Origin of the sequence: Rhizobium sp. BK456, assembly GCF_014194045.1 — a bacterium.
GTDB classification, from domain to species: Bacteria; Pseudomonadota; Alphaproteobacteria; order Rhizobiales; family Rhizobiaceae; genus Rhizobium; species Rhizobium redzepovicii.
In genome coordinates this window covers 348,877-375,140 of the sequence record NZ_JACIAO010000007.1, presented here as the reverse complement: position 1 = coordinate 375,140, position 26,264 = coordinate 348,877, and the positions used below count along the sequence as shown (strand labels likewise).

The 26,264-nt window shown below is 62.3% G+C and carries 30 protein-coding genes; 12 read left to right on the top strand and 18 right to left on the bottom strand.

The window, feature by feature from the left end; translation table 11 throughout:
- Positions 1 to 19 precede the first annotated feature (19 nt).
- Positions 20 to 934: a dihydrodipicolinate synthase family protein gene (locus tag FHX03_RS21600; RefSeq protein ID WP_183855355.1), complete on the top strand. Its 915-nt coding sequence runs from the start codon at positions 20 to 22 to the stop codon at positions 932 to 934.
- Here the strand turns inward: FHX03_RS21600 and FHX03_RS21595 are convergent.
- The gene (locus FHX03_RS21595) at positions 919 to 2,943 is read right to left on the bottom strand and encodes an ATP-binding protein (protein WP_183855353.1); all 2,025 of its coding nucleotides are present in this window, start codon (positions 2,941 to 2,943) and stop codon (positions 919 to 921) included. The two genes, FHX03_RS21600 and FHX03_RS21595, sit on opposite strands and share 16 nt — an antisense overlap.
- A 324-nt stretch (positions 2,944 to 3,267) precedes the next feature.
- Here FHX03_RS21595 and FHX03_RS21590 point away from each other — a divergent pair, with 324 nt between their 5' ends.
- Both FHX03_RS21590 and ilvN read left to right on the top strand, forming a co-directional pair.
- The gene (locus FHX03_RS21590; RefSeq protein ID WP_097629310.1) at positions 3,268 to 5,058 is read left to right on the top strand and encodes an acetolactate synthase 3 large subunit; all 1,791 of its coding nucleotides are present in this window, start codon (positions 3,268 to 3,270) and stop codon (positions 5,056 to 5,058) included.
- A 68-nt stretch (positions 5,059 to 5,126) separates the two neighbouring features.
- Entirely contained in the window at positions 5,127 to 5,699 is a 573-nt protein-coding gene (gene ilvN / locus FHX03_RS21585; RefSeq protein ID WP_097629311.1) for an acetolactate synthase small subunit, read from the top strand.
- A gap of 40 nt (positions 5,700 to 5,739) precedes the next feature.
- Here ilvN and FHX03_RS21580 read toward each other — a convergent pair whose 3' ends face one another.
- Positions 5,740 to 6,588: an aldo/keto reductase gene (locus FHX03_RS21580; RefSeq protein WP_097629312.1), complete on the bottom strand. Its 849-nt coding sequence runs from the start codon at positions 6,586 to 6,588 to the stop codon at positions 5,740 to 5,742.
- Between the two features lie 149 nt (positions 6,589 to 6,737).
- Here FHX03_RS21580 and FHX03_RS21575 point away from each other — a divergent pair, with 149 nt between their 5' ends.
- On the top strand, positions 6,738 to 7,331 hold the full coding sequence (locus FHX03_RS21575) for a LysE family translocator (protein ID WP_097629313.1): 594 nt from the start codon (positions 6,738 to 6,740) through the stop codon (positions 7,329 to 7,331).
- On the opposite strand, the gene FHX03_RS21570 is transcribed toward FHX03_RS21575, so the two are convergent.
- Together FHX03_RS21570 and FHX03_RS21565 are read right to left on the bottom strand one after the other, a co-directional pair.
- Positions 7,323 to 7,799 carry a DUF2269 family protein gene (locus tag FHX03_RS21570; protein WP_097629314.1) on the bottom strand — a complete coding sequence of 159 codons (477 nt, stop codon included), beginning with the start codon at positions 7,797 to 7,799 and terminating at the stop codon, positions 7,323 to 7,325. The genes FHX03_RS21575 and FHX03_RS21570 overlap by 9 nt on opposite strands.
- Positions 7,799 to 9,073 carry an SDR family oxidoreductase gene (locus FHX03_RS21565; RefSeq protein WP_183855351.1) on the bottom strand — a complete coding sequence of 425 codons (1,275 nt, stop codon included), beginning with the start codon at positions 9,071 to 9,073 and terminating at the stop codon, positions 7,799 to 7,801. Before FHX03_RS21565 ends, FHX03_RS21570 begins: the two co-directional genes overlap by 1 nt.
- Before the next feature lie 396 nt (positions 9,074 to 9,469).
- Here FHX03_RS21565 and nthA point away from each other — a divergent pair, with 396 nt between their 5' ends.
- From nthA to FHX03_RS21550, 3 genes are read left to right on the top strand one after another with little or no spacing between them, the layout of a single operon-like run.
- A complete protein-coding gene (gene nthA, locus FHX03_RS21560; RefSeq protein ID WP_246699281.1) occupies positions 9,470 to 10,069 on the top strand; it encodes a nitrile hydratase subunit alpha in 600 nt (199 codons plus the stop codon).
- On the top strand, positions 10,066 to 10,725 hold the full coding sequence (nthB, locus tag FHX03_RS21555) for a nitrile hydratase subunit beta (protein WP_097629316.1): 660 nt from the start codon (positions 10,066 to 10,068) through the stop codon (positions 10,723 to 10,725). The genes nthA and nthB overlap by 4 nt, the downstream gene beginning before the upstream one ends.
- Positions 10,712 to 11,083, top strand: coding sequence for a nitrile hydratase accessory protein (locus tag FHX03_RS21550; RefSeq protein ID WP_097629317.1), 372 nt, complete (start codon positions 10,712 to 10,714; stop codon positions 11,081 to 11,083). Before nthB ends, FHX03_RS21550 begins: the two co-directional genes overlap by 14 nt.
- A gap of 97 nt (positions 11,084 to 11,180) precedes the next feature.
- On the opposite strand, the gene FHX03_RS21545 is transcribed toward FHX03_RS21550, so the two are convergent.
- From FHX03_RS21545 to FHX03_RS21535, 3 genes are read right to left on the bottom strand one after another with little or no spacing between them, the layout of a single operon-like run.
- A complete protein-coding gene (locus FHX03_RS21545) occupies positions 11,181 to 11,963 on the bottom strand; it encodes an anti-sigma factor family protein (protein WP_097629318.1) in 783 nt (260 codons plus the stop codon).
- Entirely contained in the window at positions 11,960 to 12,475 is a 516-nt protein-coding gene (locus FHX03_RS21540) for an RNA polymerase sigma factor (protein WP_097629384.1), read from the bottom strand. Before FHX03_RS21540 ends, FHX03_RS21545 begins: the two co-directional genes overlap by 4 nt.
- A gap of 28 nt (positions 12,476 to 12,503) precedes the next feature.
- Complete coding sequence (locus FHX03_RS21535; protein ID WP_097629319.1) at positions 12,504 to 12,884, bottom strand: hypothetical protein; 381 nt, start codon at positions 12,882 to 12,884, stop codon at positions 12,504 to 12,506.
- Positions 12,885 to 13,148: 264 nt separating this feature from the next.
- Between FHX03_RS21535 and FHX03_RS21530 the strand changes: the two genes are divergently transcribed.
- Positions 13,149 to 13,637 (top strand): RrF2 family transcriptional regulator, encoded by a 489-nt coding sequence (locus FHX03_RS21530; RefSeq protein ID WP_097629320.1) that lies wholly within the window; start codon positions 13,149 to 13,151, stop codon positions 13,635 to 13,637.
- 28 nt (positions 13,638 to 13,665) lie between these two features.
- Here FHX03_RS21530 and FHX03_RS21525 read toward each other — a convergent pair whose 3' ends face one another.
- From FHX03_RS21525 to FHX03_RS21510, 4 genes are all read right to left on the bottom strand, one after another.
- On the bottom strand, positions 13,666 to 15,144 hold the full coding sequence (locus FHX03_RS21525) for a mechanosensitive ion channel family protein (protein WP_183855349.1): 1,479 nt from the start codon (positions 15,142 to 15,144) through the stop codon (positions 13,666 to 13,668).
- Positions 15,145 to 15,239: 95 nt separating this feature from the next.
- Complete coding sequence (locus tag FHX03_RS21520) at positions 15,240 to 15,656, bottom strand: cupin domain-containing protein (protein ID WP_097629322.1); 417 nt, start codon at positions 15,654 to 15,656, stop codon at positions 15,240 to 15,242.
- A 62-nt stretch (positions 15,657 to 15,718) separates the two neighbouring features.
- Positions 15,719 to 16,474 (bottom strand): SDR family oxidoreductase, encoded by a 756-nt coding sequence (locus tag FHX03_RS21515; protein ID WP_097629323.1) that lies wholly within the window; start codon positions 16,472 to 16,474, stop codon positions 15,719 to 15,721.
- 69 nt (positions 16,475 to 16,543) lie between these two features.
- Positions 16,544 to 17,023: a carboxymuconolactone decarboxylase family protein gene (locus tag FHX03_RS21510; protein ID WP_003593481.1), complete on the bottom strand. Its 480-nt coding sequence runs from the start codon at positions 17,021 to 17,023 to the stop codon at positions 16,544 to 16,546.
- 132 nt (positions 17,024 to 17,155) lie between these two features.
- Here FHX03_RS21510 and FHX03_RS21505 point away from each other — a divergent pair, with 132 nt between their 5' ends.
- The gene (locus FHX03_RS21505) at positions 17,156 to 18,082 is read left to right on the top strand and encodes a LysR family transcriptional regulator (protein WP_097629324.1); all 927 of its coding nucleotides are present in this window, start codon (positions 17,156 to 17,158) and stop codon (positions 18,080 to 18,082) included.
- A 70-nt stretch (positions 18,083 to 18,152) separates the two neighbouring features.
- A complete protein-coding gene (locus FHX03_RS21500) occupies positions 18,153 to 19,280 on the top strand; it encodes an ATP-dependent RecD-like DNA helicase (protein WP_003593484.1) in 1,128 nt (375 codons plus the stop codon).
- A gap of 79 nt (positions 19,281 to 19,359) precedes the next feature.
- On the opposite strand, the gene FHX03_RS21495 is transcribed toward FHX03_RS21500, so the two are convergent.
- Both FHX03_RS21495 and FHX03_RS21490 read right to left on the bottom strand, forming a co-directional pair.
- Positions 19,360 to 20,052 (bottom strand): MerR family transcriptional regulator, encoded by a 693-nt coding sequence (locus FHX03_RS21495; RefSeq protein ID WP_097629325.1) that lies wholly within the window; start codon positions 20,050 to 20,052, stop codon positions 19,360 to 19,362.
- Positions 20,053 to 20,225: 173 nt separating this feature from the next.
- Positions 20,226 to 20,429: a hypothetical protein gene (locus FHX03_RS21490; RefSeq protein ID WP_131711353.1), complete on the bottom strand. Its 204-nt coding sequence runs from the start codon at positions 20,427 to 20,429 to the stop codon at positions 20,226 to 20,228.
- Positions 20,430 to 20,507: 78 nt separating this feature from the next.
- Here FHX03_RS21490 and FHX03_RS21485 point away from each other — a divergent pair, with 78 nt between their 5' ends.
- Positions 20,508 to 21,260, top strand: a complete 753-nt coding sequence (locus FHX03_RS21485) for a pyridoxine 5'-phosphate synthase (RefSeq protein WP_097629326.1) — start codon at positions 20,508 to 20,510, stop codon at positions 21,258 to 21,260.
- Between the two features lie 210 nt (positions 21,261 to 21,470).
- Here FHX03_RS21485 and FHX03_RS21480 read toward each other — a convergent pair whose 3' ends face one another.
- Positions 21,471 to 22,358 carry an SDR family oxidoreductase gene (locus tag FHX03_RS21480; protein ID WP_097629327.1) on the bottom strand — a complete coding sequence of 296 codons (888 nt, stop codon included), beginning with the start codon at positions 22,356 to 22,358 and terminating at the stop codon, positions 21,471 to 21,473.
- 123 nt (positions 22,359 to 22,481) lie between these two features.
- On the opposite strand from FHX03_RS21480, the gene FHX03_RS21475 reads away from it, so the two are divergent.
- Positions 22,482 to 22,898, top strand: a complete 417-nt coding sequence (locus tag FHX03_RS21475) for a winged helix-turn-helix transcriptional regulator (protein WP_097629328.1) — start codon at positions 22,482 to 22,484, stop codon at positions 22,896 to 22,898.
- Between the two features lie 16 nt (positions 22,899 to 22,914).
- Here FHX03_RS21475 and FHX03_RS21470 read toward each other — a convergent pair whose 3' ends face one another.
- The 4 genes from FHX03_RS21470 to FHX03_RS21455 form a co-directional block, all read right to left on the bottom strand.
- Positions 22,915 to 23,145: a DUF6429 family protein gene (locus FHX03_RS21470; protein ID WP_097629329.1), complete on the bottom strand. Its 231-nt coding sequence runs from the start codon at positions 23,143 to 23,145 to the stop codon at positions 22,915 to 22,917.
- Between the two features lie 107 nt (positions 23,146 to 23,252).
- A complete protein-coding gene (locus FHX03_RS21465; protein ID WP_097629330.1) occupies positions 23,253 to 24,461 on the bottom strand; it encodes an MFS transporter in 1,209 nt (402 codons plus the stop codon).
- 103 nt (positions 24,462 to 24,564) lie between these two features.
- Complete coding sequence (locus FHX03_RS21460) at positions 24,565 to 25,182, bottom strand: TetR/AcrR family transcriptional regulator (protein WP_097629331.1); 618 nt, start codon at positions 25,180 to 25,182, stop codon at positions 24,565 to 24,567.
- A 59-nt stretch (positions 25,183 to 25,241) separates the two neighbouring features.
- Positions 25,242 to 26,159 carry a helix-turn-helix domain-containing GNAT family N-acetyltransferase gene (locus tag FHX03_RS21455; RefSeq protein ID WP_097629332.1) on the bottom strand — a complete coding sequence of 306 codons (918 nt, stop codon included), beginning with the start codon at positions 26,157 to 26,159 and terminating at the stop codon, positions 25,242 to 25,244.
- Positions 26,160 to 26,264: the final 105 nt, after the last annotated feature.

Here is a 26,264-nt window from a genome sequence, read left to right as displayed (position 1 = left end):
GCTTTTTCAGGATCGCATCATGTCTTCAGTGTCTCCGTTTCATGGCCTTTCGGCCTTTCCGCTAACGCCCGCCGACATCAATGGCCGGGTGGACACGGAAGCCCTCTGCCGCCTTCTCGAGCCTCTGTGTGACGCCGGCGTCACCTCCATCGGCCTTCTCGGCAGCACCGGCATCTATGCCTACCTCACCCGCGAGGAGCGGCTGCGTGCCGTCAAGGCGGCGGTCGAATGCGTTAAAGGACGTGTTCCCATCGTCGTCGGCGTCGGGGCTCTCCGGACGGACCACGCCCAGGGCCTGGCCAGGAATGCCGAGGCGGCCGGCGCGGATGCGCTTCTGCTGGCGCCCGTATCCTATACGCCGCTGACCCAGGAAGAAGCCTACCAGCACTTCCTCGCGGTCACCAAAGCGGCGCCGCTGCCGCTCTGCATCTACAATAATCCTGGCACCACCCACTTCACCTTCAGCCGTGAGCTTCTGCAGCGCCTTTCCGACATCGAGGCGATCCGGGCGGTGAAGATGCCTCTGCCGGCCGACGGCGATGTGCGGGGGGAACTTGCGGCATTGCGCGGGAAGACCGATCTCGCGATCGGCTATAGCGGCGATTGGGGCGGGGCCGAAGCGCTGCTCTCAGGCGCCGATGCCTGGTACAGCGTCGTCGGCGGCTTGCTGCCTCGCACGGCCCTTGCCCTGACCAAGGCGGCGATGGCAGGCGACCGCAATGAGGCGCGCAAGCTCGATGGGCTGCTTGAGCCGCTTTGGAAGATGTTCAAGGAATTCGGAAGCATCCGTGTGGTCTATACGCTGGTCGAGCATGTTTTGCCGGCCCAATCAGAGCTGCCGCGGCCGCTCTTGCCGCTCGCTCCGACGGAGCGGCAGCGTGTGCTCGACGTTACCGAGCCGCTCACAGCTTTGGAGCGTCAATCCTTGTTGTAAAGGCTGCTCAGCGGCTTTTTCAGAATGCTTTCACGCAGCGACGGGCCAGGCTCCCGGCGGGTGACCGCGGGCTGATCGGCCGGAGGTGCCGGCCGCGGAAAGACCGGTTCCTCGCGGCGCATCTCGCGGCGGAGCGCGTCCAGCCGGGGATCGGTCGCCGGCGGCGCGGCGGGGTCGAGCCGTGGGGTCTGCGGCAACAGTTCGCGCCGGTAGGATTCGAGCGGCGCGGACGAGGGGGCAGGCGGAGTATACGGCTTTGCGTCGATTTCCTCGTCGGCCGCATCAACCTCGTCGAGGGCTGCCGCTGAGGCCGCATAGCTCTGTTGGAAATTCGAAATGTCGGGTCCAACGGTGACTGCGCGCATGCGGGTGACGATCTTGCGCAGATCGACCGTATCCGGATCTTCCTCGCTGTGCTTGCTGTTGGCGCTGGCAGCCTTCGGTAACAGTTTTTCGTCGACGCGGGAAAAGCGCATGCGCATCGGCACGCTGATCGCCTCGCCGAAAGCAATCGCCTCGCCGTTGCCGATCGAAGAGATGAAGCTCGTCGTCGAGATCGACGAATTCGGGATCGCCGAGCGGATGATTTCCTGGTCGCGGTCGTTGGCGAGGCGCATGGCAAAGAGCGTCGAGCACTGCGACAGGATCGTCTGATCGAGTTCGCCCGGCCGCTGCGTGATGATCCCCAGCGAGACGCCATATTTGCGGCCTTCCTTGGCGATGCGGGCGATCGCCTGGCGCGTTGGCACGAAGCCGAGCGTCGGATCGGAAGGGATGTAACGGTGGGCTTCCTCGCAGACGACGAGCATGTGGATGGCGCCGTCGCTCCAGAGCGCCACCTCGAAGGCCATGCGGCAGAGCACTGAGGCGACGGAATTGACCACCTCGGAGGGAATGCCGGCCAGCTGGAAGGTACAGATCGGCCGGTTTTCGCCAGGAATGCGGAAGATCTGCGCAATGGTCTCGGTGATCGTGTCGCTGATCGTGTTGTTGGAGAACATGAAGTGATAACGCGGATCGTTGATCGCAGCGATCAGGCGCATCTTCAGCGAACGCAGGGAGGGCTTTTCGGTGCGACCTTCCAGGCGGCCGATGCGCTCGTCGATCAGCGCCAGCAGGTCGGCCATGCGGTAGGGAACCGGCGTATCGGCGGTGATCGAGCTCTTTTCCGTCGTGCGGCGTACCAACGAGTTGTCGCTGCCGCGGAACGCGCGCTTGGCCTCGGGCAGGATATCGCGCAGCATGTCGAGCTCTTCCGGCACCGGCGGGCGGCCGCGAAAGACGACTTCGGCAAATTCTTCCAGCCGCATCAGCCAGAAGGGCAGGTCGAGCGTATCGGTATCGATTGTGACGGCGTGCTTGGGAAAGGCGGCGGCGAATTCGTTATGCGGATCGAGGATCAGAACACGCAGTTTCGGATCCGCCGCGATCGCCTTATGCAGCAGCAGCGACACGGCGGTCGACTTGCCGACGCCGGTGGAGCCGACAACGGCGAAATGCTTGGAGAGCATCGATGGGATGTGGATCGCCGCATCAATGCTTTCGTCCTGGGTCAGCTTGCCGATGACGGCGGTCGTGCCTTCTCCGGCATCATAGATGCGCATCAAATCGGCGGCGCGGATGCGGTGGGCGATAGCGCCGAGATAGGGATAACGCGAAATGCCGGTCGAGAATTCCTCGCGGCCGTCCTCATCGACACGGACTTCGCCGAGCAGTTCGGTTTCGATCTTGAAATTGTTGTCCTCGCCTTCGCCCCAGGCATGGCTGCCGGTGTTCATCTGATAGACGAGGGCAACGACGCGGTTGCGGCCGACGCTGATCGAAATCAGCCGCCCGACGGACCAGAGTTCGGTCAGATCGGTGCCGCCTTCTTCGGCGACGGCGGCAATCGTCGCCCGCGAGCCGCTGCAGGCAACGACGCGGCCGAGAAAGCGATTTCCCGGCGCATGGCCGTCGCGTCGATCGTGCTCGCCTGCCTTGCCAGACACGCGCAAGTCGTTGTTGAGCAAAGGGCTACTCCCTGCAATGGGGCTTGATAATAAAGTCCATCCTTTAACAAATCCTTCAAACCATGGTTTTTAGAGGGTAAAGGAGCGCGCATGGATTTTTATTGCGGCATGCGTTGACGCTGCGAAATTTTCTGTCTATCACTTCCGACCATGAAAATCGCAACGGCTCTTATCGTGGTGGGAAAGCGCATGGGCAGGATGGTGTAACCATCCGGCGGTAGCCACCCATGCGCTAGATGACAGGCTCCTCCGGGGCCTTTTTTTATGCCCGAAATTCGGGCTTCCGGCCACAAACGCAAATCCCAGCATAAACGGAACAGACAGATGAGCACGGACAATCAGGCGGCAGGCAATCGGATGACGGGAGCGGAGATCGTTCTCAAGGCGCTGAAGGACAACGGCGTCGAACATATCTTCGGCTATCCCGGCGGCGCGGTCCTGCCGATCTATGACGAGATCTTCCAGCAGGAAGAGGTCAAGCACATCCTCGTCCGCCACGAGCAGGGGGCAGGTCATGCGGCCGAGGGTTATGCCCGCTCCACCGGCAAGGTCGGCGTCATGCTGGTCACCTCGGGTCCAGGCGCCACCAATGCAGTCACGCCGCTGCAGGACGCGCTGATGGATTCGATCCCGCTCGTCTGCCTGACCGGTCAGGTTCCGACGCCGCTGATCGGCTCCGACGCCTTCCAAGAATGCGACACGGTCGGCATCACCAGGCCCTGCACCAAGCACAACTGGCTGGTCAAGGACGTCAACCAGCTCGCTGCTGTTATTCACGAGGCCTTCCGCATCGCCCAGTCCGGCCGTCCGGGTCCGGTCGTCGTCGATATTCCGAAAGACGTGCAGTTTGCCACCGGCACCTACACGCCGCCCGCCGATTACGCGATCCAGAAGAGCTATCAGCCGAAGATCCAGGGCGACCTCAACCAGATCCATGCGGCGATCGAGCTGATGGCGACAGCGCGTCGTCCGATCATCTATTCCGGCGGCGGCGTCATCAATTCCGGCCCCGAGGCTTCCAAGCTGCTGCGCGAACTGGTCGAGCTCACCGATTTCCCGATCACCTCGACGCTGATGGGCCTCGGCGCCTATCCGGCTTCGGGCAAAAACTGGCTGAAGATGCTCGGCATGCACGGCTCCTACGAGGCCAACATGGCGATGCACGACTGCGACGTCATGGTCTGCATCGGCGCTCGCTTCGACGACCGCATCACTGGCCGCCTCAACGCCTTTTCGCCGAACTCGAAGAAGATCCATATCGATGTCGATCCCTCTTCGATCAACAAGAATGTCCGGGTCGATATCGGCATCCGCGGTGATGTCGGTCATGTCCTCGAAGATATGGTCCGCTTGTGGCGGGCGCTGCCGAAGAAGCCGGAGAAGAACCGTCTCGAAGACTGGTGGACCGATATCGCCCGCTGGCGGGCGCGCAACTCCTTCGCCTACACAAGGAGCAACGATGTCATCATGCCGCAATATGCGCTGGAGCGGCTCTATGCGCATACCAAGGACCGCGATACCTACATCACCACGGAAGTCGGTCAGCATCAGATGTGGGCGGCGCAGTTCTTCGGCTTCGAGCAGCCTAACCGCTGGATGACTTCGGGCGGCCTCGGTACGATGGGCTACGGCCTGCCGGCCGCGCTCGGCGTGCAGATCGCCCATCCCGACAGCCTCGTCATCGACATTGCCGGCGATGCCTCGATCCAGATGTGCATCCAGGAAATGTCGGCGGCGATCCAGCACGATGCACCGATCAAGATCTTCATCATGAACAACCAGTATATGGGCATGGTGCGCCAGTGGCAGCAGTTGTTGCACGGCAACCGGCTGTCGAACTCCTATACGGAGGCGATGCCCGATTTCGTCAAGCTGGCGGAAGCCTACGGCGCCGTCGGCCTGCGCTGCGAAAAGCCAGATGAGCTGGACGACGCCATTGTCGAGATGATCGAGGTCAGGAAACCGGTCATCTTCGATTGCCGAGTTGCCAATCTCGCCAACTGCTTCCCGATGATCCCCTCGGGCAAGGCGCATAATGAAATGCTGCTGCCTGATGAAGCCACCGACGAAGCGGTCGCCAATGCGATCGACGCCAAGGGCCGCGCGCTCGTCTGACATTTTTAATTGCGCATAATCCTTTCCGATTTCGGGGTTATGCGGCAGGGAAGAGGAAACTCAAGACCATGAACGCACACCTACAGCCCACGGGCTCCGCTTACTTCATCTCGCCGGAAACGGCGGCGATCGAAAGCCATACGCTTTCCATTCTCGTCGACAACGAACCGGGCGTTCTTGCCCGGGTCATCGGCCTGTTTTCCGGTCGCGGCTACAATATCGAGAGCCTGACGGTCTCCGAGACCGAGCATCAGGCGCATCTTTCCCGCATCACCATCGTCACACGCGGCACACCGCACGTGCTGGAACAGATCAAGGCGCAGCTCGAGCGTATCGTGCCGGTGCACCGCGTCGTCGATCTGACTGTGCGCGCCCGCGAACTCGGCCAGGACCGGCCGATCGAGCGCGAGGTGGCGCTGGTCAAAGTGATCGGCGAGGGCGAGATGCGCGCGGAGACGCTGCGCCTTGCCGATGCCTTCCACGCCAAGGTGGTGGATGCGACCGTCGGTCACTTCATCCTTGAGATCACCGGCAAGTCGTCCAAGATCGACCAGTTCGTGGCGATCATGAAGCCGCTCGGCCTGATCGAGGTCTGCCGCACCGGCATCGCCGCGATGAACCGCGGCGCGCAGGGCATGTGAGCCGGGCACGCACCACAACAGTGCTGAAAGCCGCTGGAGGTCAGAGCATCTCCAGCGGCTTTTTCTTTGCCGGCGGCGGGAAGGCGGCGTCGAGCGCCTGCCAATCCACGTCGGTGATCTCAAGCGAGACGCAGTCGCGATTCTCAGCCGCGCGGGCGGCATTCGACGTTTTCGGGATGACGATGACGCCGTCGCGTTCCAGCAGGAAGGCGAGCGCCAACTGGGCGGGTGTTGCCTGATAGGCCTTGGCGATGCGGATCAGCTCGGGATGATGCAGGATGTGCCCCTGCTCGATCGGCGAATAGGCCATGACCGGAATGCCGCGGTTCTGGCACCAGGGCAGGAGGTCGAATTCGATGCCGCGGCGGGAGAGGTTGTAGAGCACCTGATTGGCGGCGACATTGGCACCGTCGGGCACGGCTAGCAGTTCCTCCATGTCGCCGGTGTCGAAGTTGGAGACGCCCCAGGCGCCGATCTTTCCGGCGGCCTTCAGCATTTCGAAGGCCGCGACGGTCTCGGCCAGCGGATGGCTCCCGCGCCAGTGCAGGAGATAAAGATCGATGCGGTCGGTGCCGAGCCGCTCCAGGCTGTGCTCGCAGGCTTCGATTGTGCCTTTCAGGCTGGCATTCCAGGGATAGACCTTGCTGACGATGAAAACCTCGTCGCGCCGTCCCTTGATCGCCTGAGCGACGATCTCCTCGGCGCCGCCGTCGCCATACATTTCGGCGGTGTCGATCAGTGTCATCCCCAGATCGATGCCGGCCTTGAGGCTTTCGATCTCGGCCCTGGCATGGCCGGCATCCTCGCCCATCGCCCAGGTTCCCTGGCCGAGCGCCGGCACTTCCGCGCCGTTCGGAAATCTGACGAAGGGAATTGGGTCGTCCTGCATGGGTCTTTTCCTGGGAAAGAGATTGGGCCGCGCCGCCATCTTTCAAGTAATCCTGTCACCATGACAATGATGTAATGGCATCGCCGATTTAGGGCAGTTATGCTGACCTAAATAAACGGCCTGCGGGAAAGCCGGCCCCGGGAGGTCGCATGCCGCTGGATACGTTTCTCGCCCTTGTACTCTTTGCCTTCACGACGTCGATCACGCCGGGGCCGAACAATATGATGCTCTTCGCATCGGGCGTGAATTTCGGCTTCCGCAGAACGATACCGCATATGTTCGGCATCGGTGTCGGCTTCTTCTCGCTGCTGATCGGCGTCGGCCTCGGGCTCGGCGCCTTGCTGCATACCGTTCCTGTGGTCTATTCGGCGTTGAAATTTGCCGGCGGCGCCTATCTCGTCTGGATCGCCTGGAAGATCGCCTCATCGCGATCGATCAGTGAAGGCAAGAGCGCTGTCAGGCCGATGTCTTTCTTTTCGGCGGCGGCCTTTCAGTGGGTCAATCCGAAAGCCTGGGTGATGGCGGTCACCGCGATGGCGACCTATACCAATCCCGAGCTCTATCTCGGCAGCGTGCTTCTCGTCGGCCTCGCCTTTGCGGCGGTCAATGTGCCGAGCGTTTCGACCTGGGCAGGCTTCGGCTCGGCGCTCAGGGAATGGCTTTCCGATCCGGTGCGGCTGAAATGGTTCAATATCAGCATGGCTGTACTTCTTGTGGCGAGCCTCTGGCCGATGTTAAAATAGGGTGATCGACGGTTTCGTCAGCATCAGCCACAAAATGCCGATGACGGCAAAGAAGGCCGGAAAGCCGCAGGCGAACCAGATGCGGTAGAGGCTGAAATAGGCCGGCGGCAATGCGCTTCCGGACTTTGCTGCGACACGGGCGAGATCGCGCAGCCGGATCTGGATCCAGACGACCGGCAGCCAGAACAGGCCGGTGACGATATAAAGCAGCAGCGACAGCGCGATCCAGCCTTCCGACAACTCCCAGCCGATTGCCCGCGCCAGCAGATATCCGGTTACGGGCTGGAAAATGGCGGCAGTTGCGGTGAAAATCGTATCGGCAATGACGACGGTTCCGGCGACATGGGCGACTAGGACGGGATTACGCGTGCGATGCGCCATCACCATGAAGAAGGCGATGCCGGCGCCGGTGCCGAAGAGCACGGTCGCGCCGATGACGTGGGCAAGCAGCAGCCACTCCTCGAGCATCAGCGTTCATCCAGGGTGGCAAGGGCCGTCAGCGTCAGTAAGATCGACGGCAGCACCTTTACGAGGGGACCGAGCGGGTCGAGCCAGAGCGTCGGTTCGAGCAGGCTGGCGCCGGCGAGATAGGCGAAAGAGACGGCGAGCATGCCGAGAAGAGCGCGTTTGGCGAGCGGACGGACAAGCACGGCAGCGCCCAGCGCCACGTCGATGAGGCAGGTCGCAAGCGTCAGCGCCGTGGCCGTGGACTCCGGCATGAACGGCAGGAAATGGGCGGATGTCTTCTGCAACGCCAGCAGCGGGATCAGGCCGGAGAGCAGCCAGAAGGCGGAGAGCCCCGATATGACGAGTGGTTTCAGCAGGTAGAGCCGGGCAAACCAGAGATCCTGCACGCCGGATGGATTGGCTGATAGGGTTGCCGCAGCGGATGTCGCGACGAGGCCGCTTTCTCCCTTTACGCTTCGTATGCCCTCCGACATGACTGTCATCGCCGTCGAGCGCAGCGGCGAGCGCCAGCCGAGCAGCCCTGCGACATCGGCAAGCCACATGACGGGCTTTGCAAGCCACGGCGCAAGGGAAAAGACGCGGGCGGGCGGGAGGCCCAGCCATTGCCGGTGAAGGCTGACGAGATCGGCAAGCGTAAGGATCTCGTCGGCTGCGAGATTGATATCACCGCAGAGGCCGACTGCAACCGCCCGCGACACGGCTTCCGCCACATCGTCCACCGACAACGTTTCGACCGGGCTTTCGGCATGGACGAGCGGCAGCGCCAGGGGGAGGGCGGCAAACGCCCTGAGCAGCGACGAACCGCCATGGGCATTGCGGCCGAGAACGAGGGCAGGGCGCAGGATGAGGCAAGGCAGGCCGCTTGCCGCCAGCGCCTCGTCGGCCCGGCGCTTGGTGGCGAGGAAGGGCAGGTCGCCCGCCGCGCCGGCCGTCCTCGCCGATATCTGCACGATTAGCGGCTGCGACCCGCGTTTGGCTGCGGCATAGAGCGCCAGCATAGCTTCGGCTTGCGTGGCCGCCAGATTGTCCGAGAGGCCGTCCTGCAGGGCGCCGGCGCAATTGACGACGGCATGCTGGCCGTTGAGGATCTCGTCCCAGTCGTCCGCTTTCGTCATATGTGAGAGATCGGCCCGGCGCCAGTCGATCGCCGGCTGCTTTGGGCGGGCACGCATGGGGTTGCGGCCGAGCCCGGTCACGGCATGCCCATCAGCGACGAGCCGGGCCGCGACGACGGAGCCTATGAAGCCGGTTGCACCGAGAATCAGAATGTTCATGGCGGGAGATTAGCGGAAAAGTTTGAGTGGGATAGGAGGGCTTGGCGGGCTTGTGGTGTGTGGTAGAAGGAGGAAGCGGAGGATACTGGATGGCGAGACGTTGCCCACGATTCCCCTTCTCCCCAGCGGGGAGAAGATGCCGGCAGGCAGATGAGGGGGTGAGCGGCACTGCCGCGAATGCACGGAGCGCAAGCAAAGGGCAACAATGACGGGCATGCCGTGCGGCCCCCCATCCGACCCTTCGGGACACCTTCTCCCCGCTGGGGAGAAGAGGAGGAGCGAGTCCGCGCGCATTGAGGAAACAGGACGGCCGATTGCCGTTTGGAGGACATTGCCTTGAACGACGATCACGACCACGACCACCACGATCATGCCCACGACAACCACTACTCCGACATGCAGGCCCGCGTCAAAGCCCTGGAAACGCTGCTGACGGAGAAGGGGCTGATCGATCCGGCGGCGATCGATGCGATCGTCGAGACTTATGAGACGAAGGTGGGGCCGAGGAATGGGGCGCATGTCGTCGCCAAGGCCTGGAGCGATGCCGATTTCGCCGAGTGGCTGAAGCGCGATGCGACGGCGGCGATTGCGAGCCTCGGTTACACCGGCCGGCAGGGCGAGCACATGCGCGCCGTCTTCAACACGGCAGAGACCCATAATCTCATCGTCTGCACGCTCTGCTCCTGTTATCCCTGGTCGGTGCTCGGGCTGCCGCCGGTGTGGTACAAGGCGCCGGCCTATCGCTCGCGCGCCGTCATCGATCCGCGCGGCGTGCTTGCCGAATTTGGGCTGACGCTGCCCGAGGAAAAGAAGATCCGCGTCTGGGATTCGACGGCGGAACTGCGTTATCTCGTTATTCCCGAGCGGCCGGACGGCACGGACGGAATGAACGAGGCAGCACTTGCCGGCCTCGTCAGCCGCGATGCGATGATCGGCACGGCAATCGCAGGCAGCGCGAAGATTTCAGCTGCCGGCAGCCCGGAGGCTCTTCCATGAACGGACCGCACGATCTCGGCGGGCAGATGGGCTTCGGGCCTGTCGCGCCTGAGAAAAACGAACCTTATTTCCATGCCGAATGGGAAAAGCGGGCACTCGGCATCACGCTTTCCTGCGGCGCTTTCGGCGCATGGACGATCGATGAAAGCCGGCATGCACGCGAAAACATTCCGCCGGCCGATTATCTCGCCGCCAGCTATTACGAGATCTGGATCCGCGGCGTCGAGACGTTGCTCGCGCGGCACGGTTTTGCGACGCGCGAGGAGCTGTTGTCCGGCCGCAAGCTGCAGGAGGGCGCCGCGCCGAAACGGGTGCTGAAGGCGGAGATGGTGCCGGGCGCGCTGGCGAAAGGCGGGCCTTGCGATCGTCCTGTCGAAACCGCACCGCTCTTTGCTGTGGGCGAGGCGGTGAGGACGAAGAATTTCAATCTGGCCACCCATACGCGGCTGCCGCGATATGCGCGCGCCAAGACGGGTGTCGTCGAGGCGGTGCAAGGGGCTTTCGTCTTTCCCGACGACAATGCGCATGGCCGAGGCGAAAATCCGCAATGGCTCTATACCGTCGTCTTCGGCGGCGGTGAGATCTGGGGCGAGGGAGCGGATCCGTCGCTAACGGTCTCCATCGATGCGTGGGAGAGCTATCTTGAGCGTTTGTGAGACGCCGTCTCAGCTGGCGCAATCGCTTGGGTTGCCGAAGTCGCCCGAAGGTGATCCGGTTTTTCCCGAGCCTTGGACGGCGGACGCGTTCGCCATGACGGTGCATCTGCATGAGAAGGGGCTGTTCGCGTGGAGCGAATGGGCCGAGGCCCTGTCCAAGGAGTTGCATAAGCCCGGCCGCGCTAGGGATGGCAGCGATTATTTCGACTGCTGGGTGGCGGCTCTTTCCGAACTGCTTGTCAGCCGCGGCGTAGCGGATGCATCCGTCATCCTCGACCTGCAGCAGAGCTGGCAGCGGGCCGCCGAAGCCACGCCACACGGGCAGCCGATCGAACTTGCCAACGATCCGCTGCGCTGATCTGTGGAGCGGTTCAACGGAAGCGCAGAACCGCTCTAGTCTTTTGTTTTACGCAATTCCGGACGGAAAACCGCTTCGCACTTTTCCTGGAGTTGCTCTAGGACGGAAACTGTCTGTAGCATTCCTCGGCCACACCCCGCAGGGTTTCACGCGAGATTTCGCCGGTGACGGCATAGCCGAGTTCGCCGTCGATCCAGTAGAAGGTTTCGAGATTGCCCGAGGAGGCGAAGCGAAAGCTCGTCGTGCGGTTTTCCGTGTTGCGGCCGACAATGACGGTCAGGCGTTCGCCCGCCTGGTTCTCATACATGAACATGGCGCCCGGCCTGTCATCGACCGGCAGCAGGCGGCCGCCAACCAGCTTAAAGCCGAGCGATTGCAGGTTCGGGATCTTCAGGTTCTGGATGGCGAGGCGCTTGCCGAGCCAGGTGGCGAGATGGGCCTCCTCGTCGGCGAAGACCTCGACCGGGTGGCGAACCTCGGCGGCGTAGACCATGAATGCGGTCTCGGCCTGTTTCGGCAAGGTTTCTGAACCGGTAAGCTGCAACGCCGGCCTTTCCAGCAGTGCCGGGCCATAATGGCCACTGACGGTGCCGAGCGCAAAGACGACGAGGGCCGCGGCGGCAATCGCCCAGCGTTTCGGCGTAGAGGAGACGGCACGTGTGGGGGCGACGAGCAGTGGGTCGGTGTCCTTTGCCTTCTCGTAACCGGCAAACAGCGATCGGATGCCCGTGTTCTGCGCCTGCCATTCGGCCACCAGCGCCGCTTCGTCGGGATTGTCGGCAAGATAAGCCTCGATGCGAGCGCGTGCCATTTCGGGCAGCTGACCGTCGGCAAAGGCGTGGAGATCGGCTTCGGTGACGATCGGATTGGTTTCGTTCATTTCGGTCTCCGAAGCGTAATGACGTTATCGGCCTTCAGCCTCTCGGCGACGCGCAGGCGGGCGCGCGACAGCCGGGACATGACGGTGCCGATGGGAATGTCGAGGGAAGCGGCGACCTCGCTGTACGTGTATCCTTCGATGACGACGAGCATCAGCACGGCTCGGTGCTCCTCCGAAAGGCTGTTCAGCGCGTTATCGAGCCGCGCACGCTCCAGCGGATCGGCCGGCGGTTCGGGAGCGGCCATGTCCCCGGCGGCGTCAAGCTCGACCAGGCCGTCGCGCGCCTTGCCGCGCCGGCCGTTGCGGTAGAGATTGGTCATAATGGTCAGGACCCAGCCGCGCAGGTTGAGGCCGCGCCATTGGCCACGGCGCGCCAGCACCTTTTCGACACAGTCCTGGAGCAGATCCTCGCCATCGGCATCCGAGCGCGTCAGGCTGCGCGAATAGCGCCTGAGCGAGGGAAGGAGGGCCAGGATCTGGCCCTCGAAACTTTCAGGTGCGGGTGTTTTCACGCCAGCCGCTTTCTGATGAGCAAGGCGATCAAGGCTTGGCAAGCTCCCAGTTGCCGCCGACTCCATCGCCAGTAATGTCGCCCGCCTTCTTGTCCTTGACCCAGTAATACAGCGGCATGCCGTCCTTGGCCCATTGCTTCTTGCCATCCTTGCGGTCGATGATCGAATATGCACCATCGGCCTTGGCATCGGAAGCGGCCATCAGCGGCGGCCAGTTTTTGGCGCAATCGTCATTGCAGTTGGAAACGCCCTTGGCGTCCTTCTTGAAGGTGTAGAGGGTCATGCCGTTGTCGCCGGCAAGAACCTTGCCCTTGGCGGATTCGACTTCCTTGACGGGAGCGGCTGCGAAAGCAGCGGTCGCTGCGAGGGCTGCTGCGGCCACGACGGACAGGAATTTCACGGATTTCATGATGTCTCTCCTCAGGTTGGGCACGCAATTTTGCGGTACCTGACATGAGACACGAGACGAGGCGGTATTATTCCGCATGCAGGCAAAGTTTTATCTTGGGCGGGTGATCATTCGCTGTGAGGGATTGTGCCGCCGGCACGAATGTAAAGAAATTTCAACTCACGCAACACGCTGCTTTTACGGGTCGTTTACATCATTTCAATTTGCGGATATGATGTATCCTTAATTCCTATTCGCAGAATCAGCCATCACGCGAGTTGCTGAATGATCCTGAAAAGCCAGGTCGAGTGGGCGCTCCACTGTTGCGCCATTCTCGCGGGCCTGCCCGAGGGCAGGTATCTCTCCACCAAGGCGCTCGCCGAGCTTCATGGCCTGCCGAAGGAATATCTCTCCAAGGCGCTGCAGAGCCTTTCGCAGGCATCGCTGGTCGATACCACGCTCGGCCCGAGCGGCGGTTACCGGCTTGCCAAACCGTCCTCCGAGATCAATTTTCTCGACATCGTCGAAGCGGTCGAGGGCAAGGCGCGCAGCTTCACCTGCACGAACATCCGCGACAACAATCCTTGCCGTCCGGCAGGCTATTGCGACAGCAAGCCCTGCGCAGTCGCCCGCGTCATGTGGGAAGCCGACGAGGCATGGCGCAATACGCTGCGGCGCGTCCGGCTTTCCGATCTGGTCGGCACCTTGTCCGAGGAAGTGCCGGCCGAGCTTTGGCAGAGTACCTTCGAATGGGTGCTCAAGCGCGCCGGCTGATTACAGGGCCGCGCGTCTTATTATCGTGCTAGCCCCTGAAGATTGTCCTGATGGTTTTCAGAATGGCGTGCGCGCTGTGGGCGGGTTCCGGGGGGAGTGCTGCGTCGCGAAAGCGCTCCGCGCGGCTGGCGAGCTCTTCGGCGATTTCTTCCGCCAGCGCCGGACGCTGGTTCAGCAACGGAGCGAATGCCTGTTGATCGATTTCATAGACCGTCACCGGGGTCAGAGCCTCGAGCGTGCAGACTTCCTGCATGCCCGCGAGCAGCCCGGTCTCACCGAAAAAATCACCTGGTGCGAGCCGCCCGCGTTCCCCATCGCCGTGCCGCGCTGCAATAATGCCGGCCCGCACCATCATCAGCGACGGCAGCATTTCCCCCTCCCGCACAATCACGTCGCCCTTGCGGAATTCACGCACGGCAGTGGTCTCGGCAAGCTTCTGCTTTTCATCTGCCGTCAGCGTCGCAAAGATCGGAATGGCCTCGATGAGTTCGAGCGGCGTCACCCGCGGCGGTCGAGCGCTCTCTTCGGTCGGCAGATCGCCCGTCAGCACCGAGGCCGCCGCCGGAACGGCGAGAAGCAGGCCGGCCGATTTGCAGTGGCGATAGACGAGATCGAGCACCTCGTTTCGCGCCTGGACACGCCGGCTCGGGCTCGTCACCCGGAACTGCAGCTCGACTTCGAGCGCGGTGGCGTCCAGCCCCTTTAGTGCGACGACCGGCGGCGGGTCGCGCACGATCGAATTGCAGCTCGTCAGCGCCGATAACATGACTTGGCGGACCGATGCCGGCATCCGTGTCGGGGCGATGCGGATGGTGAGGACAAGGAGATGGCTCTCGTCCGGCCGGCTGACATTCGTCAGGCCGAGCTTGGCGAGAAAACTGTTCGGCAGAACGACGATATTGTTGGCGCTGGTTAGGATATGCGTCGCGCGCCAGTTGCTCTCGACGACGCGCCCTTCCGTGCCATCGCTCAAAAGAATCCAGTCGCCGATGACATAAGGCCGGCCGAGTGTCAGCGCGATGCCGGAGAAAACGTCGGCGAGCGTGTTCTGGAGAGCAAGGCCAAGAATGATAGCGACTACGCCCGAGGTCGCAACGAGGGTCCCGATTGGCACGCCGAAGACGAAGGCCAGAACCGACAGGGCCATGCCGATATAGACGACGCCGATGACGAGATCCTGCAGCAGGCGAGCCTCTCGGGGGCTGCCTTCCAGCACCAGATACAGCCTGATGAAACCGATGACAGCCCATGCCAGGTGAATCCACCAGAGCGTCTTCGCGACAATGACGAGCAAAGCCTGCGGATCCTCGGACCCATAACCTTGAAACCGGTGGGGTTCGATGCCGCTGCCGACGAGGATCAGCGTCATCACGCCAAAAAAGACGATCTGCACCACCAGACGCGTCGTCGGCCGCTGGCGGGACAGCAGGTGCCAGACGACGATTCCGGCGAAGCCGACTGTTATCAGTGATATCAGAGGCTTGCCGAAGAGCGCGTCATAGATCATCTGTCTCGGTTCTCCGGGGTGAGCGGGCGGCCCATGATCGAGCATGTCGGCCGTCCGCGCAAGCATCGGCCCCGCGCGGACGGGTTTGGCGGCCCTTACTTCTTGAGGGGATAAGTCAGCTCTTTCTGGTCGGTGTCGACGACGAAGACGGCGAGCAGGCGGGCGGGCTTCGTCTCGCTGCCGTTGGCGCTGACGCCGTGGCGGTCGCCCGGCATTTCGGAGAAACTCTCGCCGGCATGATAGACCTTGACCGGGCCGTCATTGACCTGGCTGCGGATCGCGCCTTCGAGCACGGTGGCGTAGATGAAGGCGGAGTCCGGATGAGTATGGCCGTCGGAGAAGCCGCCCGGGCCGTATTCGACCAGCACGCCCTTGATGCTCTTGCCCGGCACGTTCGGAAGTTCGTGCTCGTAGACGAGGGTGACCTTGGCAGATTTGCTGTTGTCGTTAGCGCCGGCGCCGGTGGCCGCCAGGCAGGTGAGGGCGGCGGCAAGGATCGATGCTCTGATCATTGGAATCTCCATCTTTGCTGGTGTGGGAGGACGCGCCCCAGTGGTCGCGCCCCGGGGCAAGATCACTTCGACTGGGCGGATTTTGCGAACCATTCTTCGAAGCTGATCGAACCGAGCCGCGGGTTGTTGTCGGAAACAAGCGACTGGTCGTTGAGCCGGACGCCGAAATATTTTGCTTCCGGATCGGCCTCGACGGTGCGCGGGTCTTTCATCGCCTTCAGATATCGGGCGACGAGTTCGCTCAAGCGGGCCCGTTCCGGACCTGATATTTCGATCGTGGCGTTGGCGGGGGCCGACAGCGCCACGTCAGCCATGGCATCGGCGACATCGTCGGAGGCGATCGGCTGCACATAGGCCTGCGACAGGCGAACCGTCTGGCCGACCGTGCCCGACTGGGCGATGCCGCCCAGGAATTCCATGAACTGCGTCGAATGCACGATGGTATAGGGAATGCCCGACGCCTTGATCAGCTTTTCCTGGGCGAGCTTGCCGCGGAAATAGCCGCTGTCCTGTAGCCGCTCGGTGCCGACGACGGAGAGCGCGATATGGTGCTTCACGCCGGCAGTCTTCTCGGCGGCGAGAAGATTGCGCCCCGAGGTCTCGAAGAATTCGAGGACGGCTTTGTCTTCGAAGGACGGCGAATTGGCAAGATCGAGGACGACTTCCGCGCCCTCAAGCGCCGCTGCCAATCCTTCTCCCGTGATCGTATTGACGCCGGAATTCGGCGAGGCGGCAATCACCTCATGCCCCTTTAGGCGCAGGCGTTCGACAGTCTTCGAACCGATGAGGCCGGTTCCGCCGATGACGACGATTTTCATAACAGATCTCCGTTCGCTGCCGGAGGTGCGGCAGCGTCAAAGGTGAATCTTCTCAATGAATTGTGAGGGTTAGTTCAAGCCGGCCTTGTCGAGGCCGTACGCCTTGTCGGCGGAACCGGGGACGGTCTTGAAGCCGACATTGACGCGGTTCCAGGCATTGATCGCCATGACGACGAAGGTCAGATCGGAGATTTCCTTTTCGGAAAGCTGGCCGCGAACCCGTTCGTAAATCTCGTCGGGAATGCCGCCTTCTGGAAGTTTCGTCAGCGCTTCGGTCCAGGCAAGGGCTGCCCGCTCGCGCGGGACGAAGAGGTTCGATTCCCGCCAGATGGCGACGTGATGGAGCCGCAGTTCCGTCTCGCCGTGGATCTTTGCCTGCTTCACATGCATGTCGAGGCAAAAGCCGCATCCATTGATCTGGGAAGCGCGGATCTCGATGAGGGCCTGAAGCTTCTCGTCGATCACGCTGCTGCGCAATGCCATGCTGAATTCCATGAACTTCTTGAAAAGCTCGGGGGACTGCTGGGCGTAGTTCAATCGCTGGGTCATGTCGTCTCTCCGTTAATTAAGGATATTTGATATCCTTATGGATGAAGGATATCCTTAATTGCTGGACTGTAAAGCCATTCCAGCCTAGTCTGTCTGCATAAAGCCTATGCACAAAAGTATGAGGGGGCAGAGATGGATATCGTTTCGGCATTGCGGACCTTCCAGCGCGTCGTGGAGACGGGCTCGTTTTCGGCGGCGGCACACGATCTCGACGTGACTCAGCCGGCGGTCTCGCGGCAGGTCGCGGCCCTTGAGGGGCATTTCAACACGCGCCTCCTGCACCGCACGACGAGCGGCCTGTCGCTGACGGCGGAGGGGGAGCGGATGCTGCCGATGGCGCTCAGAATTCTCGAAGCGGTGGAGGAACTCGGCGATGCCACCGGATCGGACGGCGTCATGGCTTCCGGGAAGGTCAGGCTCAGTGTTCCGGCACCGCTCGGCCTCTATCTGAGCGAGCGGCTGGGCTATCTTCTCGCCGCCCATCCGAAACTTTCAGTCGAACTGCTCTTCAGGGAGCAGAGCTCCGATATGATCGAGGAGCGCCTCGACCTCGAAGTGCGCCTCGGTTCGGTCGCCGACAGCAGCCTCGTCTGCCGCCGGATCGGCTGGACGACGGCCTTCCTCGTCGCCTCGCCCGCCTATCTCGCGCGCAAGGCGCCGCCGCGGACGCCGAAGGACATCAAGGACCATGAATGCCTGTGCTACAACAGGGCGGGCGATGCCGCGACATGGTCGTTCTCCAACGGCTCCGAAGACCTTTCGATTCGGATCTCGCCGCGGCTGACCGCCTGCAGTGCCGTCGCCATTCACAGAGCAGCCCTTGCCGGTGCGGGACTGGCGGTGCTCTCCCATATCATCGCCGGGCCCGATATCGCCGCCGGCCGGCTGATCCCCGTGATGGAGGATTTTCAGCCAAGCCGGCTGCCGATCACCGTCGTCTATCCCTCGAGACGGAACATGCCGCTGCGCGTCAAGACGGTTCTGGATTTTCTGACCGATGCCATCGGGCGGGACCCGTCGATGTGCGCGAGCGGCATGGACCGGCGCTGGGAGGGATGATCATCCCGCTGGGCGATTTGCGGTTTTCCGCCTTGCCTAACGTCCGCGAATCCTGCCAAGTCCTCCGATCATGCAATTTGCGCCGCAACAAGATGAAGCCCTCAAGGCTGTTTCGAAATGGCTGAATGAAGGGCGCTCGCCACTCTTCCGCCTGTTCGGCTATGCCGGGACGGGAAAGACGACGCTTGCCAAGCATTTCGCCGAGAATGTCGACGGCGACGTGCTGTTTGCCGCCTTCACCGGCAAGGCGGCACAAGTGCTGCGCTCGCGCGGCGCCTCCAACGCCAAGACGATCCATTCGCTGATCTACCGGCCACGCGGCGAGGAGGCAGTGGAGGACGAAGAGACCGGCAAGACCTCGATCGCGCCGATGTTTTCGATCAACCGGCAAAGCCCGGTCGCCAAGGCGGCGCTGATCATCGTCGACGAATGCTCGATGGTGGACGAGGCGCTCGGCAAGGATCTGATGAGCTTCGGCACGCCGATCCTGGTGCTCGGCGATCCCGGCCAGTTGCCGCCGGTCAGCGGCGGCGGATACTTCACCAATCAAGATCCGGATTACCTGCTGACCGATATCCACCGGCAGGCGCGCGACAATCCGATCATCAAGCTCGCCATGCAGGTGCGTGAGGGCAATGAGGTGATGTATGGCGATTACGGCACGGCCAAGGTGATCTCGAAGAACGAGGTTACGCAGGATCTCGTGATGAAAGCCGACCAGGTGCTCGTCGGCACCAACAGGACGCGGCGGCGCTATAATCAGCGCCTGCGCGAGTTGAAAGGCTTTAATGCCGAGTATCCGCAGACCGGCGACAAACTCGTCTGCCTCCGCAACGATCCGGCCAAAGGCCTGCTCAACGGCTCGCTCTGGCAGGTGATGACCTCGTCCAAGGAAACGACGAAGCCCGGCATCAATCTGCTGGTCCGGCCCGAAGACGACGACATGGATCGGGGCGCCGCCAAGATCAAGCTCCTGAAACAGGCCTTCGAGGATGTCGAAGGCGAAATCCCCTGGAACACCCGCAAGCGCTACGACGAGTTCGACTACGGCTATGCACTGACCGTTCACAAGGCGCAGGGTTCGCAATGGAACGACGTCGTGCTCTTCGACGAGAGCTGGGCGTTTCGCGATACGCGGGAACGCTGGCTTTATACGGCCATCACACGCGCGGCGGAGACGCTGACGATCGTGCGCTGATAGGATTGGCGGGAGGCGACGGTGGCGGCCGTCGAGAGCGTGGGCCAGGCTTGCCCGCGGTGCAGTCAGGCGTTCAAGGTTATGCCTGCACGATGCCGAGCAGAACGGCCTTGGCGATCGCCTGGAAGCGGTTGTTGGCGCGGAATTTCAGGATGATTGCGGCTTCGAGATCCCTCGTCTCATCATGCTTCAGATCGAGCGCCCGGGCGATTCGCTGGGTGGAATAGCCCTCCGCCATCAGTTCCAGGCAACGCCGCTCCTGCGGGGTCAGGCTTGCGCTGTCCTGGTTGTCGTTGAGCGGCGGCTCTTCGACACTGTTGTCGTAATCCAGAAGGTCGCCCACCTGCTGGAGCTGGCGGTGCAGCGTCGACATCTCTGCAGTCAGCTCGCGCTTGCGCACCTGCAGCGCCTCGCGGAACATCGCTTCGGCCCTTTCCTGCGAATCGGCCTTGCGAAGCTCGTCCATCAATTCCTGGATGACGGCGATCGGCATGCCGGTCTCGCGGCAGACGGTGATCACAGCCATGCGCATCACGTCGTCCTGGCCGTAGACCCGCATCAGCCCGATTCGATTGGCAGAAATCAACCCCTTTTCTTCGTAGAAATGCAGTGTCCTGTGCGTAACGCCGAATGCGTTGGCCATATCGGCGATTGGCACCGGACCGTCCGGTAGATCCGGCGGCAGCGCGGCCGAAGGCAGAAACCGGTATTTCGACCGGACCTCCGAAGCGATACCGGCGGCAGCAAACAGGCGTTTGGAACCGTCTGGCATGAACCCTCCTAGGGCATCGTGTTGCACCTCATGCGGATTTGCCAGTTGCTTCCCAGGCGCGGCGAGTGGGGTTTTCCTCTGGGCGTTCTTGTCATTGGGAAAGAAGCAGTACGCGGCCTACGTTTACGCGATACAATGTCCACGTTATGCGTGAACGATCTCTTTTATAAGTGCTAAAAATAATCTCTTTTAAATGGGATAGCAACGTAAGGGCATATTTTGCCGGCACGCCTTCTGTGCTGCAGCAAAACATGTGCTGCGCTGCCGCATGATCCGGCCATCTTCGGAAGGTAGCGGGAATTACTGTTTGCGCTACGCTTGCCGTCGATGTTCGATTGAAATGCTTGGGTTTCATCAACGTCCGGCATCGCATCCATCTGCGAATCTCGTTGGCCATTGCAGAGCACTTGGCTTAAAGCAGGGCATCCCGTTTCCGTGACCGATGGATGCCAGCCATGCCCGCCAAGCTCTCCGTGAACCTCAACGCCGTCGCCATGCTGCGCAACCGGCGCGACCTGCCCTGGCCGAGCGTCGAAGCGCTGGGGCGAATCGCCCTTGCGTCAGGAGCGAGCGGCCTGACGGTGCATCCGCGCCCCGACCAGCGCCACATTCGCTTTTCCGACCTGCCCGTGATCCGCAATCTGATCGATGACGAATTCCCGAACGCCGAGTTCAACATCGAAGGTTATCCCACGGAGGAATTTTTTGACCTCTGCGCCGGAGCCGCGCCCGAGCAGGTGACGCTGGTGCCTGACGATCCCGCGCAGGCGACCTCGGATCACGGCTGGGATTTCCGCAAGCACCGGGCATTTCTGACCGATGCCGTCGCACGGCTGAAGACGATGGGATGCCGGGTGTCGCTGTTTGCCGACGGAGACGGGGATGCTGAAGCCGTCGAGATCGCCAAGGCCGTCGCCGCCGACCGGATCGAACTTTATACCGGTCCCTATGGCGGCTGTTACGATGCGCCGGAACGGGCGGCCCCGATTCTCGAAGCGCTCGGACGGACGGCGGATGCGGCGCTGGCGATCGGCCTTGCCGTTAATGCCGGCCACGACCTGACGGTCGCAAACCTGCCCGATCTGGTGAAGCGCATTCCGGCGCTTGCCGAGGTGTCGATCGGCCATGGGCTGACCGCCGATGCGCTGGAATATGGCATGGCCGAGACGGTCAGGCGGTTCTGCAGGGCGTGTGGGCAGAAGGTTTGATCGCGACTCACTCAATTTGCCGCGAGGGAAGAGTGCCCTGCGCCCAAGGACTTGGGCGCGCTGGATTCCTGTGCTTGTCACAGGAATCCAGCCACGGCACGTCCCGCCGTGAATGACTCCTCTGCAATGAGGAGCTTCTTCCACTCAAGGATCAAGCATGCCGTGCCCCCGTCCTCAGGTGAAATCCGAGGAAGGGGGCAAGCCTCGGTCTCAAGCCGTCAAAGCAGCCTTATGCGCCACGAAGAAATCCTTCAGCGATTGCGGCCGTTTGCCCGTCAGCTTGGTGAAATCCTCGGTGACGATGTCGAACTTACCGGCGCGGATGTTGGCGTCGGCCGACACCAGCATGTCGGCGACGAAGCCGGGGAGGCCGGCACCGCGCATGCCCTGACCGAGCTGTTCGTCATTGACGTCGACCACTTCGAGTGGCTTGCCGGCGGCTTCGGCGGCGATGCCGGCGATCTGGCGGTTGTCGAGAGACACCGCACCGGTCAGCGTGTAGGTGGCGCTGTCCGATGTGCCGGAGGCAAGGACGGCGGCGATCGCCAGGGCGCAGTCGTCACGCGAGATCGTCGAGACCTTGCCGTCGCCCGTGGCGCTGTACCATTTGCCGCCCTGCAGGTTGTGCGGCATGCTGTGCAGGTAATTGTCGTGATACCAGGCGTCGCGGATGATCGTGTAGGCGAGGCCGCTCGCCTTGATGGCGTTTTCGCTGCCGAGATGATCAGGCGCGAAGGTGACGAGCGAATCGTCCGGCGCCGGCATCGAGGTATAGGCGATGTGCTTGACGCCAGCCTTGGCGGCAGCGGCAACGGCCGCCTTGTGCTGGGCGAGGCGTTTGCCGGGGGTATCCAGCGCATCGGTGCTGATGATCAGCAGGCGGTCGACGCCGGCGAACGCCTTCTCGAGGCCTGCCGCGTCATCGAAATCGGCCTTGCGGGTGATAACGCCCCTGTTTGCGAGTTCGGCGAGCTTTTCCGGGTTGCGCGTCGCCGCGATGATCTGGCCGGGGGCGACCTTATAGGTCTCGATGAGGTGATGGATGATGCGCTGGCCGAGCTGTCCGGCGGCGCCGGTGACCAGGATGGTTTCGCTCATAAGTCGGTTCCTTCTATGCTCGATAGGTAGTCTCAAAAAGAGAGCAGCACTAGAATAGGAATTGACTTGGCGGTGTAAAGGAGGCAGTTTTTCGGCTCTACGTTACCAAAAGGGAACCAGCTCATGAGCGGCGCGGTCGTCAGTCTGAAAAACAGGATGCCGGGGGCGCGGCGCAAGATCGATCTTGCCAGCCTTGATTTTTCCAACTGCCCGGTCAGGGACATGATGCAGCAGATCGGCGGAAAATGGTCGACGCTGCTGCTCGAAGTGCTGGCGGCGGAGCCCCGTCGGTTCGGTGAGTTGCGGCGGATGCTGCCCGATATTTCGCAGCGCATGCTGACACAGACGCTGCGTGATCTGCAAAGGGACGGTTATATCGCTCGTGAGGTCTTCCCGACCAAACCGCCGAGCGTCGAATATTCGATGACCGAACTGGGCCGCTCGCTCTACCAGCCGCTGTCGCAGCTGTTGAACTGGGCGGAAGCCAACCATGATGCGGTGCGAGCCGCCCGCTCACATTTCGATTCCGCCGATGGTTAAGGGGTGAGGGCCTCTTTTACGTCGATCGCGTAAACAGAGCGCGGAACAATTCCTCCGACCGCTGCAACCCTTCGTCGCTCAGAACAACTGATTTGGCCTTGCCCGCGGGATTGGCAATCAGACCCTTCTTGTACAAACGATCCATCGCGTCCCAGTCGAACCCTTTCCAGGCCCGATCGCCGTCATGCAGCGTCAGCCAGAGCAAAGCGAGAACGGCATCGTCGATCTTTTCTTCATCCATTTGCATGCCGGAAGCATCCCTGTAAGAACGAGAAAACCCTGTCGTCCTCGTACTTTAACTCACGTATCATCCTGAGATCGACTCCGATTTTCGGGATTATGCGTCAGGTCAGCTTACCTGTCGCGCCGTTCCGTGAGGAACAGCAGGAAAGCAAGCGCCGGGAAGGCGAAGCCGATCCAGGCGGTCATCGTCCAGCCGCCGGTCGCATAGGCCCAGCCGCCGAGCGCCGAGCCGAGCGCGCCGCCGGCGAAGAAGGTGGCCATGAACAGGCCGTTCAGCCGGCTGCGATGTTCCGGGTTCAAGCCATAGATGGCACGCTGGCCGCAGACGAGATTGGTCGTCACCCCGAAATCGAGCATGATCGCCGCCACAGTCAGTAGGATCAGGGCGGTCAGCGAGCCGTCCGCGGCGAAATGGCTGATCAGGAAGGAAGCCATGCCGAGCAGCATGGCAAGCGTCGAGGCAATTTTCGTCATGCCGCGATCGGCAAGCCGGCCGGCAATCGGCGAGGCAACGGCGCCGGCAGCGCCGGCAAGCGCAAAGAGGGCGATGCCGTTTTGCGTCAGGCCGAAGGCCGGGCTTGCGAGCAGCAGCGGTGTCGTCGTCCAGAACAGGCTGAAGGCGCCGAACATGCCGGCCTGATAAAGCGCCCGGCGCTGCAGCACGCGTGAGGTCAGCGCCAAGTGGCCCATGGAAGCCAGCAACTCGCCGTAGCGCAGCTTCGTCTTCGGCACGCGCACCGGCAGGTTGGCGCGCAGGATGACTGCGAGCACGATCATCAGCGCTGCGGTGACATAATAGACCACATGCCAGGACGAGGCCTCGGCGACGAAGCTTGCGAAGGGGCGGGCCAGCATGATGCCGCAGAGCAGGCCACTCATGACGTTGCCGACGACCTGTCCGCGTGTCGCGTCGGGCGCCATGTTGGCGGCAAAGGGAACCAGGACCTGAACGGCGACCGATGAAAGGCCGATGCAGAGCGAGGCGACGAGGAAGGCTGTGGGTGTCGAAGCCAGGGCCGCACCGATCAGTGCAACAGCGGAGACGGCAACCAGCAGCAGCACAAGCCGGCGGTTCTCCGTGAGGTCACCGAGTGGCACGATCAGCAGCAGGCCGAGGCCGTAGCCGATCTGCGTCAGCGTGACGATCAGGCCGGTTGCGGCAGGCGTGAAACCGAGCTCGGCGCTGATCGGACCGGCAAGCGGCTGGCCGTAGTAGAGATTGGCGGCCACCAGACCGCAGGCGGCGGCAAAAAGAAAGGTGAGCCAGGGGGATAGCGCCCGTGGAATGGCCTTATCCGGCGCGGTGGCTGAAATGCTCATCAGAAACTCCGGTATGATTGAATGGATTAATCGCAAATCGGTCTGCCGGCGGCCACCCGTTTCCGGGCGCGCAGGGGAATGCAGGCATTCCCCTGGGCGGAAGTCAGGTCACCAGCTTCATCGCGGCTTCGGCAGCCGCGGCCATTTCTTCGCCACTGCGTTCCGTCTTGCCGATGACGCGCATGCCCTTGGTGAGGCAGAGAAGCGCAAGTGCCACAGCCGATACATCGATATCCGCCGAAATCGAGCCGTCGGACTGGCCGAGGCGAATGAGGTCGGCGAGAAGCGTTTCGTCGGTGATGAAGGCGGTGGCGACGCGCTCCGCCGCCTCTTCGTCGAAGAGGGCGAGATCGCCGGCGCTGCCGACGACGAGGCAGCCCTGCCTGCCGATTTCACCGTGGGAAGAGCCGGCAAAGAAGGTGATGAGCGCATGGAGCTTGTCGCGGCCGGTCTCTGCACGTGCCAGCTTGGCATCGAGCAGGCCGCGACGCACGGCACGGTAGCGGTCGAAGGCGGCGAGGAAGATGCCGCGCTTATCGCCGAAGGCCTTGTAGACACTGCCGGCGGCAAGCCCCATGGCTTCGGTCAGTTCGCTGATCGAGGCGGCATGGTAGCCGCGCTCGGAAAAGACACGCAGCGCCGCGTCGAGTGCCGCCTCGGCGTCGAATTCCCGCGGACGGCCGCGACTGCGGGTTTTCAGTTGGAGTGTCGTTGCATTCATGTACGCCTAATTAGGAAATGAACGTTTCCAAATCAAGCGAAATTTTGCGACGCAGTGATTCAGAGGGTGAGAACCCAGTTTTGGCCATTCGCTTCGGGGCCGAACATGCGATGTCTCTCTTCGGAGACAAGGCGGAAGCCTGATTTGACGTAGATGGCGCGGGCGGTCTCCAGCATGTCATTGGTCCAGAGCTGAAGTTCGCGGTAGCCTTTCTGCCTGCAAAAGCGGATGCATTCGTCGACCAGCAGCTTGCCGAGCCCGAGGCCGCGGGCCGACTTGTCGACATAGAGCAGCCGCAGCTTGGCGATGCCATCGCCGCCATTGGTGACGAGGACCGAGCCGACATTGACGCCGCCGCGTTCGGCAATCCAGCAATATTCGTTGGCGGGATCGAAATTGGCGAGGAATTTGCCGGCGACCTCGGCGACCAGCGCCTCGAAGCGTAGGTCCCAGCCATATTCCTCGGCGTAGAAGCGGCTCTGGCTCTGAACGATCCAACCGATATCGCCGGCGCGGTGGGCGCGGATGACAGCGGGGGCGGGCTTGGCTGCCGGGTCGAGCAGGGCGCGGATCGTGTCCATGGCCGAGACGATGGCTTGCGGTTCGCCGATCGCCAGATTGTCGAATCGGGCGGCGATCTGGGCATTGGCGCGCCGGCCGAGTTCCTCGAACTGCGCGCGTCCCCGATCGGTGACATCGATGATCTGGCTGCGCAGGTCGGCCGGATCTGGACTGGTCTCGATTAGCCCTTCGGCGCGAAAGCGCTTGAGAATGCGGCTGAGATAGGCAGGGTCGAGATGCAGGTCGCGGACAAGGGCTGCGGCGCTGATGCCGTCATGCGATCCGATCTCGAAGAGAATGCGGGCATCCGTCAGCGTGAAGGGGGAGTCGAGATAGGCCTTGTTCAAGAGGCCGAGGAAGTTCGTGTAGAAGCGGTTGAAATCGCGGGCGGTTTCGATGAGAGCGGTATCGGACATGGCAAAGGCCTCCCAATGGAGACCTCGGACTTGCCGACAAGGCCGTCGTCATGCTCGGGCTTGTTCCAAGCATCTGCTTCCGGTCGATGGGTAGCAGATCCTCTG

What these genes read in the sequence shown, in the direction of transcription:
- FHX03_RS21600 (WP_183855355.1), top strand. Translation starts at nt 20, where the DNA reads ATGTCTTCAGTGTCTCCGTTTCATGGCCTTTCGGCCTTTCCGCTAACG.
- FHX03_RS21590 (WP_097629310.1), top strand. Translation starts at nt 3,268, where the DNA reads ATGAGCACGGACAATCAGGCGGCAGGCAATCGGATGACGGGAGCGGAG.
- ilvN (WP_097629311.1), top strand. Translation starts at nt 5,127, where the DNA reads ATGAACGCACACCTACAGCCCACGGGCTCCGCTTACTTCATCTCGCCG.
- FHX03_RS21580 (WP_097629312.1), bottom strand. Translation starts at nt 6,588, where the DNA reads ATGCAGGACGACCCAATTCCCTTCGTCAGATTTCCGAACGGCGCGGAA.
- FHX03_RS21575 (WP_097629313.1), top strand. Translation starts at nt 6,738, where the DNA reads ATGCCGCTGGATACGTTTCTCGCCCTTGTACTCTTTGCCTTCACGACG.
- FHX03_RS21570 (WP_097629314.1), bottom strand. Translation starts at nt 7,799, where the DNA reads ATGCTCGAGGAGTGGCTGCTGCTTGCCCACGTCATCGGCGCGACCGTG.
- FHX03_RS21565 (WP_183855351.1), bottom strand. Translation starts at nt 9,073, where the DNA reads ATGAACATTCTGATTCTCGGTGCAACCGGCTTCATAGGCTCCGTCGTC.
- nthA (WP_246699281.1), top strand. Translation starts at nt 9,470, where the DNA reads ATGCAGGCCCGCGTCAAAGCCCTGGAAACGCTGCTGACGGAGAAGGGG.
- nthB (WP_097629316.1), top strand. Translation starts at nt 10,066, where the DNA reads ATGAACGGACCGCACGATCTCGGCGGGCAGATGGGCTTCGGGCCTGTC.
- FHX03_RS21545 (WP_097629318.1), bottom strand. Translation starts at nt 11,963, where the DNA reads ATGAACGAAACCAATCCGATCGTCACCGAAGCCGATCTCCACGCCTTT.
- FHX03_RS21535 (WP_097629319.1), bottom strand. Translation starts at nt 12,884, where the DNA reads ATGAAATCCGTGAAATTCCTGTCCGTCGTGGCCGCAGCAGCCCTCGCA.
- FHX03_RS21530 (WP_097629320.1), top strand. Translation starts at nt 13,149, where the DNA reads ATGATCCTGAAAAGCCAGGTCGAGTGGGCGCTCCACTGTTGCGCCATT.
- FHX03_RS21525 (WP_183855349.1), bottom strand. Translation starts at nt 15,144, where the DNA reads ATGATCTATGACGCGCTCTTCGGCAAGCCTCTGATATCACTGATAACA.
- FHX03_RS21520 (WP_097629322.1), bottom strand. Translation starts at nt 15,656, where the DNA reads ATGATCAGAGCATCGATCCTTGCCGCCGCCCTCACCTGCCTGGCGGCC.
- FHX03_RS21515 (WP_097629323.1), bottom strand. Translation starts at nt 16,474, where the DNA reads ATGAAAATCGTCGTCATCGGCGGAACCGGCCTCATCGGTTCGAAGACT.
- FHX03_RS21510 (WP_003593481.1), bottom strand. Translation starts at nt 17,023, where the DNA reads ATGACCCAGCGATTGAACTACGCCCAGCAGTCCCCCGAGCTTTTCAAG.
- FHX03_RS21505 (WP_097629324.1), top strand. Translation starts at nt 17,156, where the DNA reads ATGGATATCGTTTCGGCATTGCGGACCTTCCAGCGCGTCGTGGAGACG.
- FHX03_RS21500 (WP_003593484.1), top strand. Translation starts at nt 18,153, where the DNA reads ATGCAATTTGCGCCGCAACAAGATGAAGCCCTCAAGGCTGTTTCGAAA.
- FHX03_RS21495 (WP_097629325.1), bottom strand. Translation starts at nt 20,052, where the DNA reads ATGCCAGACGGTTCCAAACGCCTGTTTGCTGCCGCCGGTATCGCTTCG.
- FHX03_RS21490 (WP_131711353.1), bottom strand. Translation starts at nt 20,429, where the DNA reads ATGGATGCGATGCCGGACGTTGATGAAACCCAAGCATTTCAATCGAAC.
- FHX03_RS21485 (WP_097629326.1), top strand. Translation starts at nt 20,508, where the DNA reads ATGCCCGCCAAGCTCTCCGTGAACCTCAACGCCGTCGCCATGCTGCGC.
- FHX03_RS21480 (WP_097629327.1), bottom strand. Translation starts at nt 22,358, where the DNA reads ATGAGCGAAACCATCCTGGTCACCGGCGCCGCCGGACAGCTCGGCCAG.
- FHX03_RS21475 (WP_097629328.1), top strand. Translation starts at nt 22,482, where the DNA reads ATGAGCGGCGCGGTCGTCAGTCTGAAAAACAGGATGCCGGGGGCGCGG.
- FHX03_RS21470 (WP_097629329.1), bottom strand. Translation starts at nt 23,145, where the DNA reads ATGCAAATGGATGAAGAAAAGATCGACGATGCCGTTCTCGCTTTGCTC.
- FHX03_RS21465 (WP_097629330.1), bottom strand. Translation starts at nt 24,461, where the DNA reads ATGAGCATTTCAGCCACCGCGCCGGATAAGGCCATTCCACGGGCGCTA.
- FHX03_RS21460 (WP_097629331.1), bottom strand. Translation starts at nt 25,182, where the DNA reads ATGAATGCAACGACACTCCAACTGAAAACCCGCAGTCGCGGCCGTCCG.
- FHX03_RS21455 (WP_097629332.1), bottom strand. Translation starts at nt 26,159, where the DNA reads ATGTCCGATACCGCTCTCATCGAAACCGCCCGCGATTTCAACCGCTTC.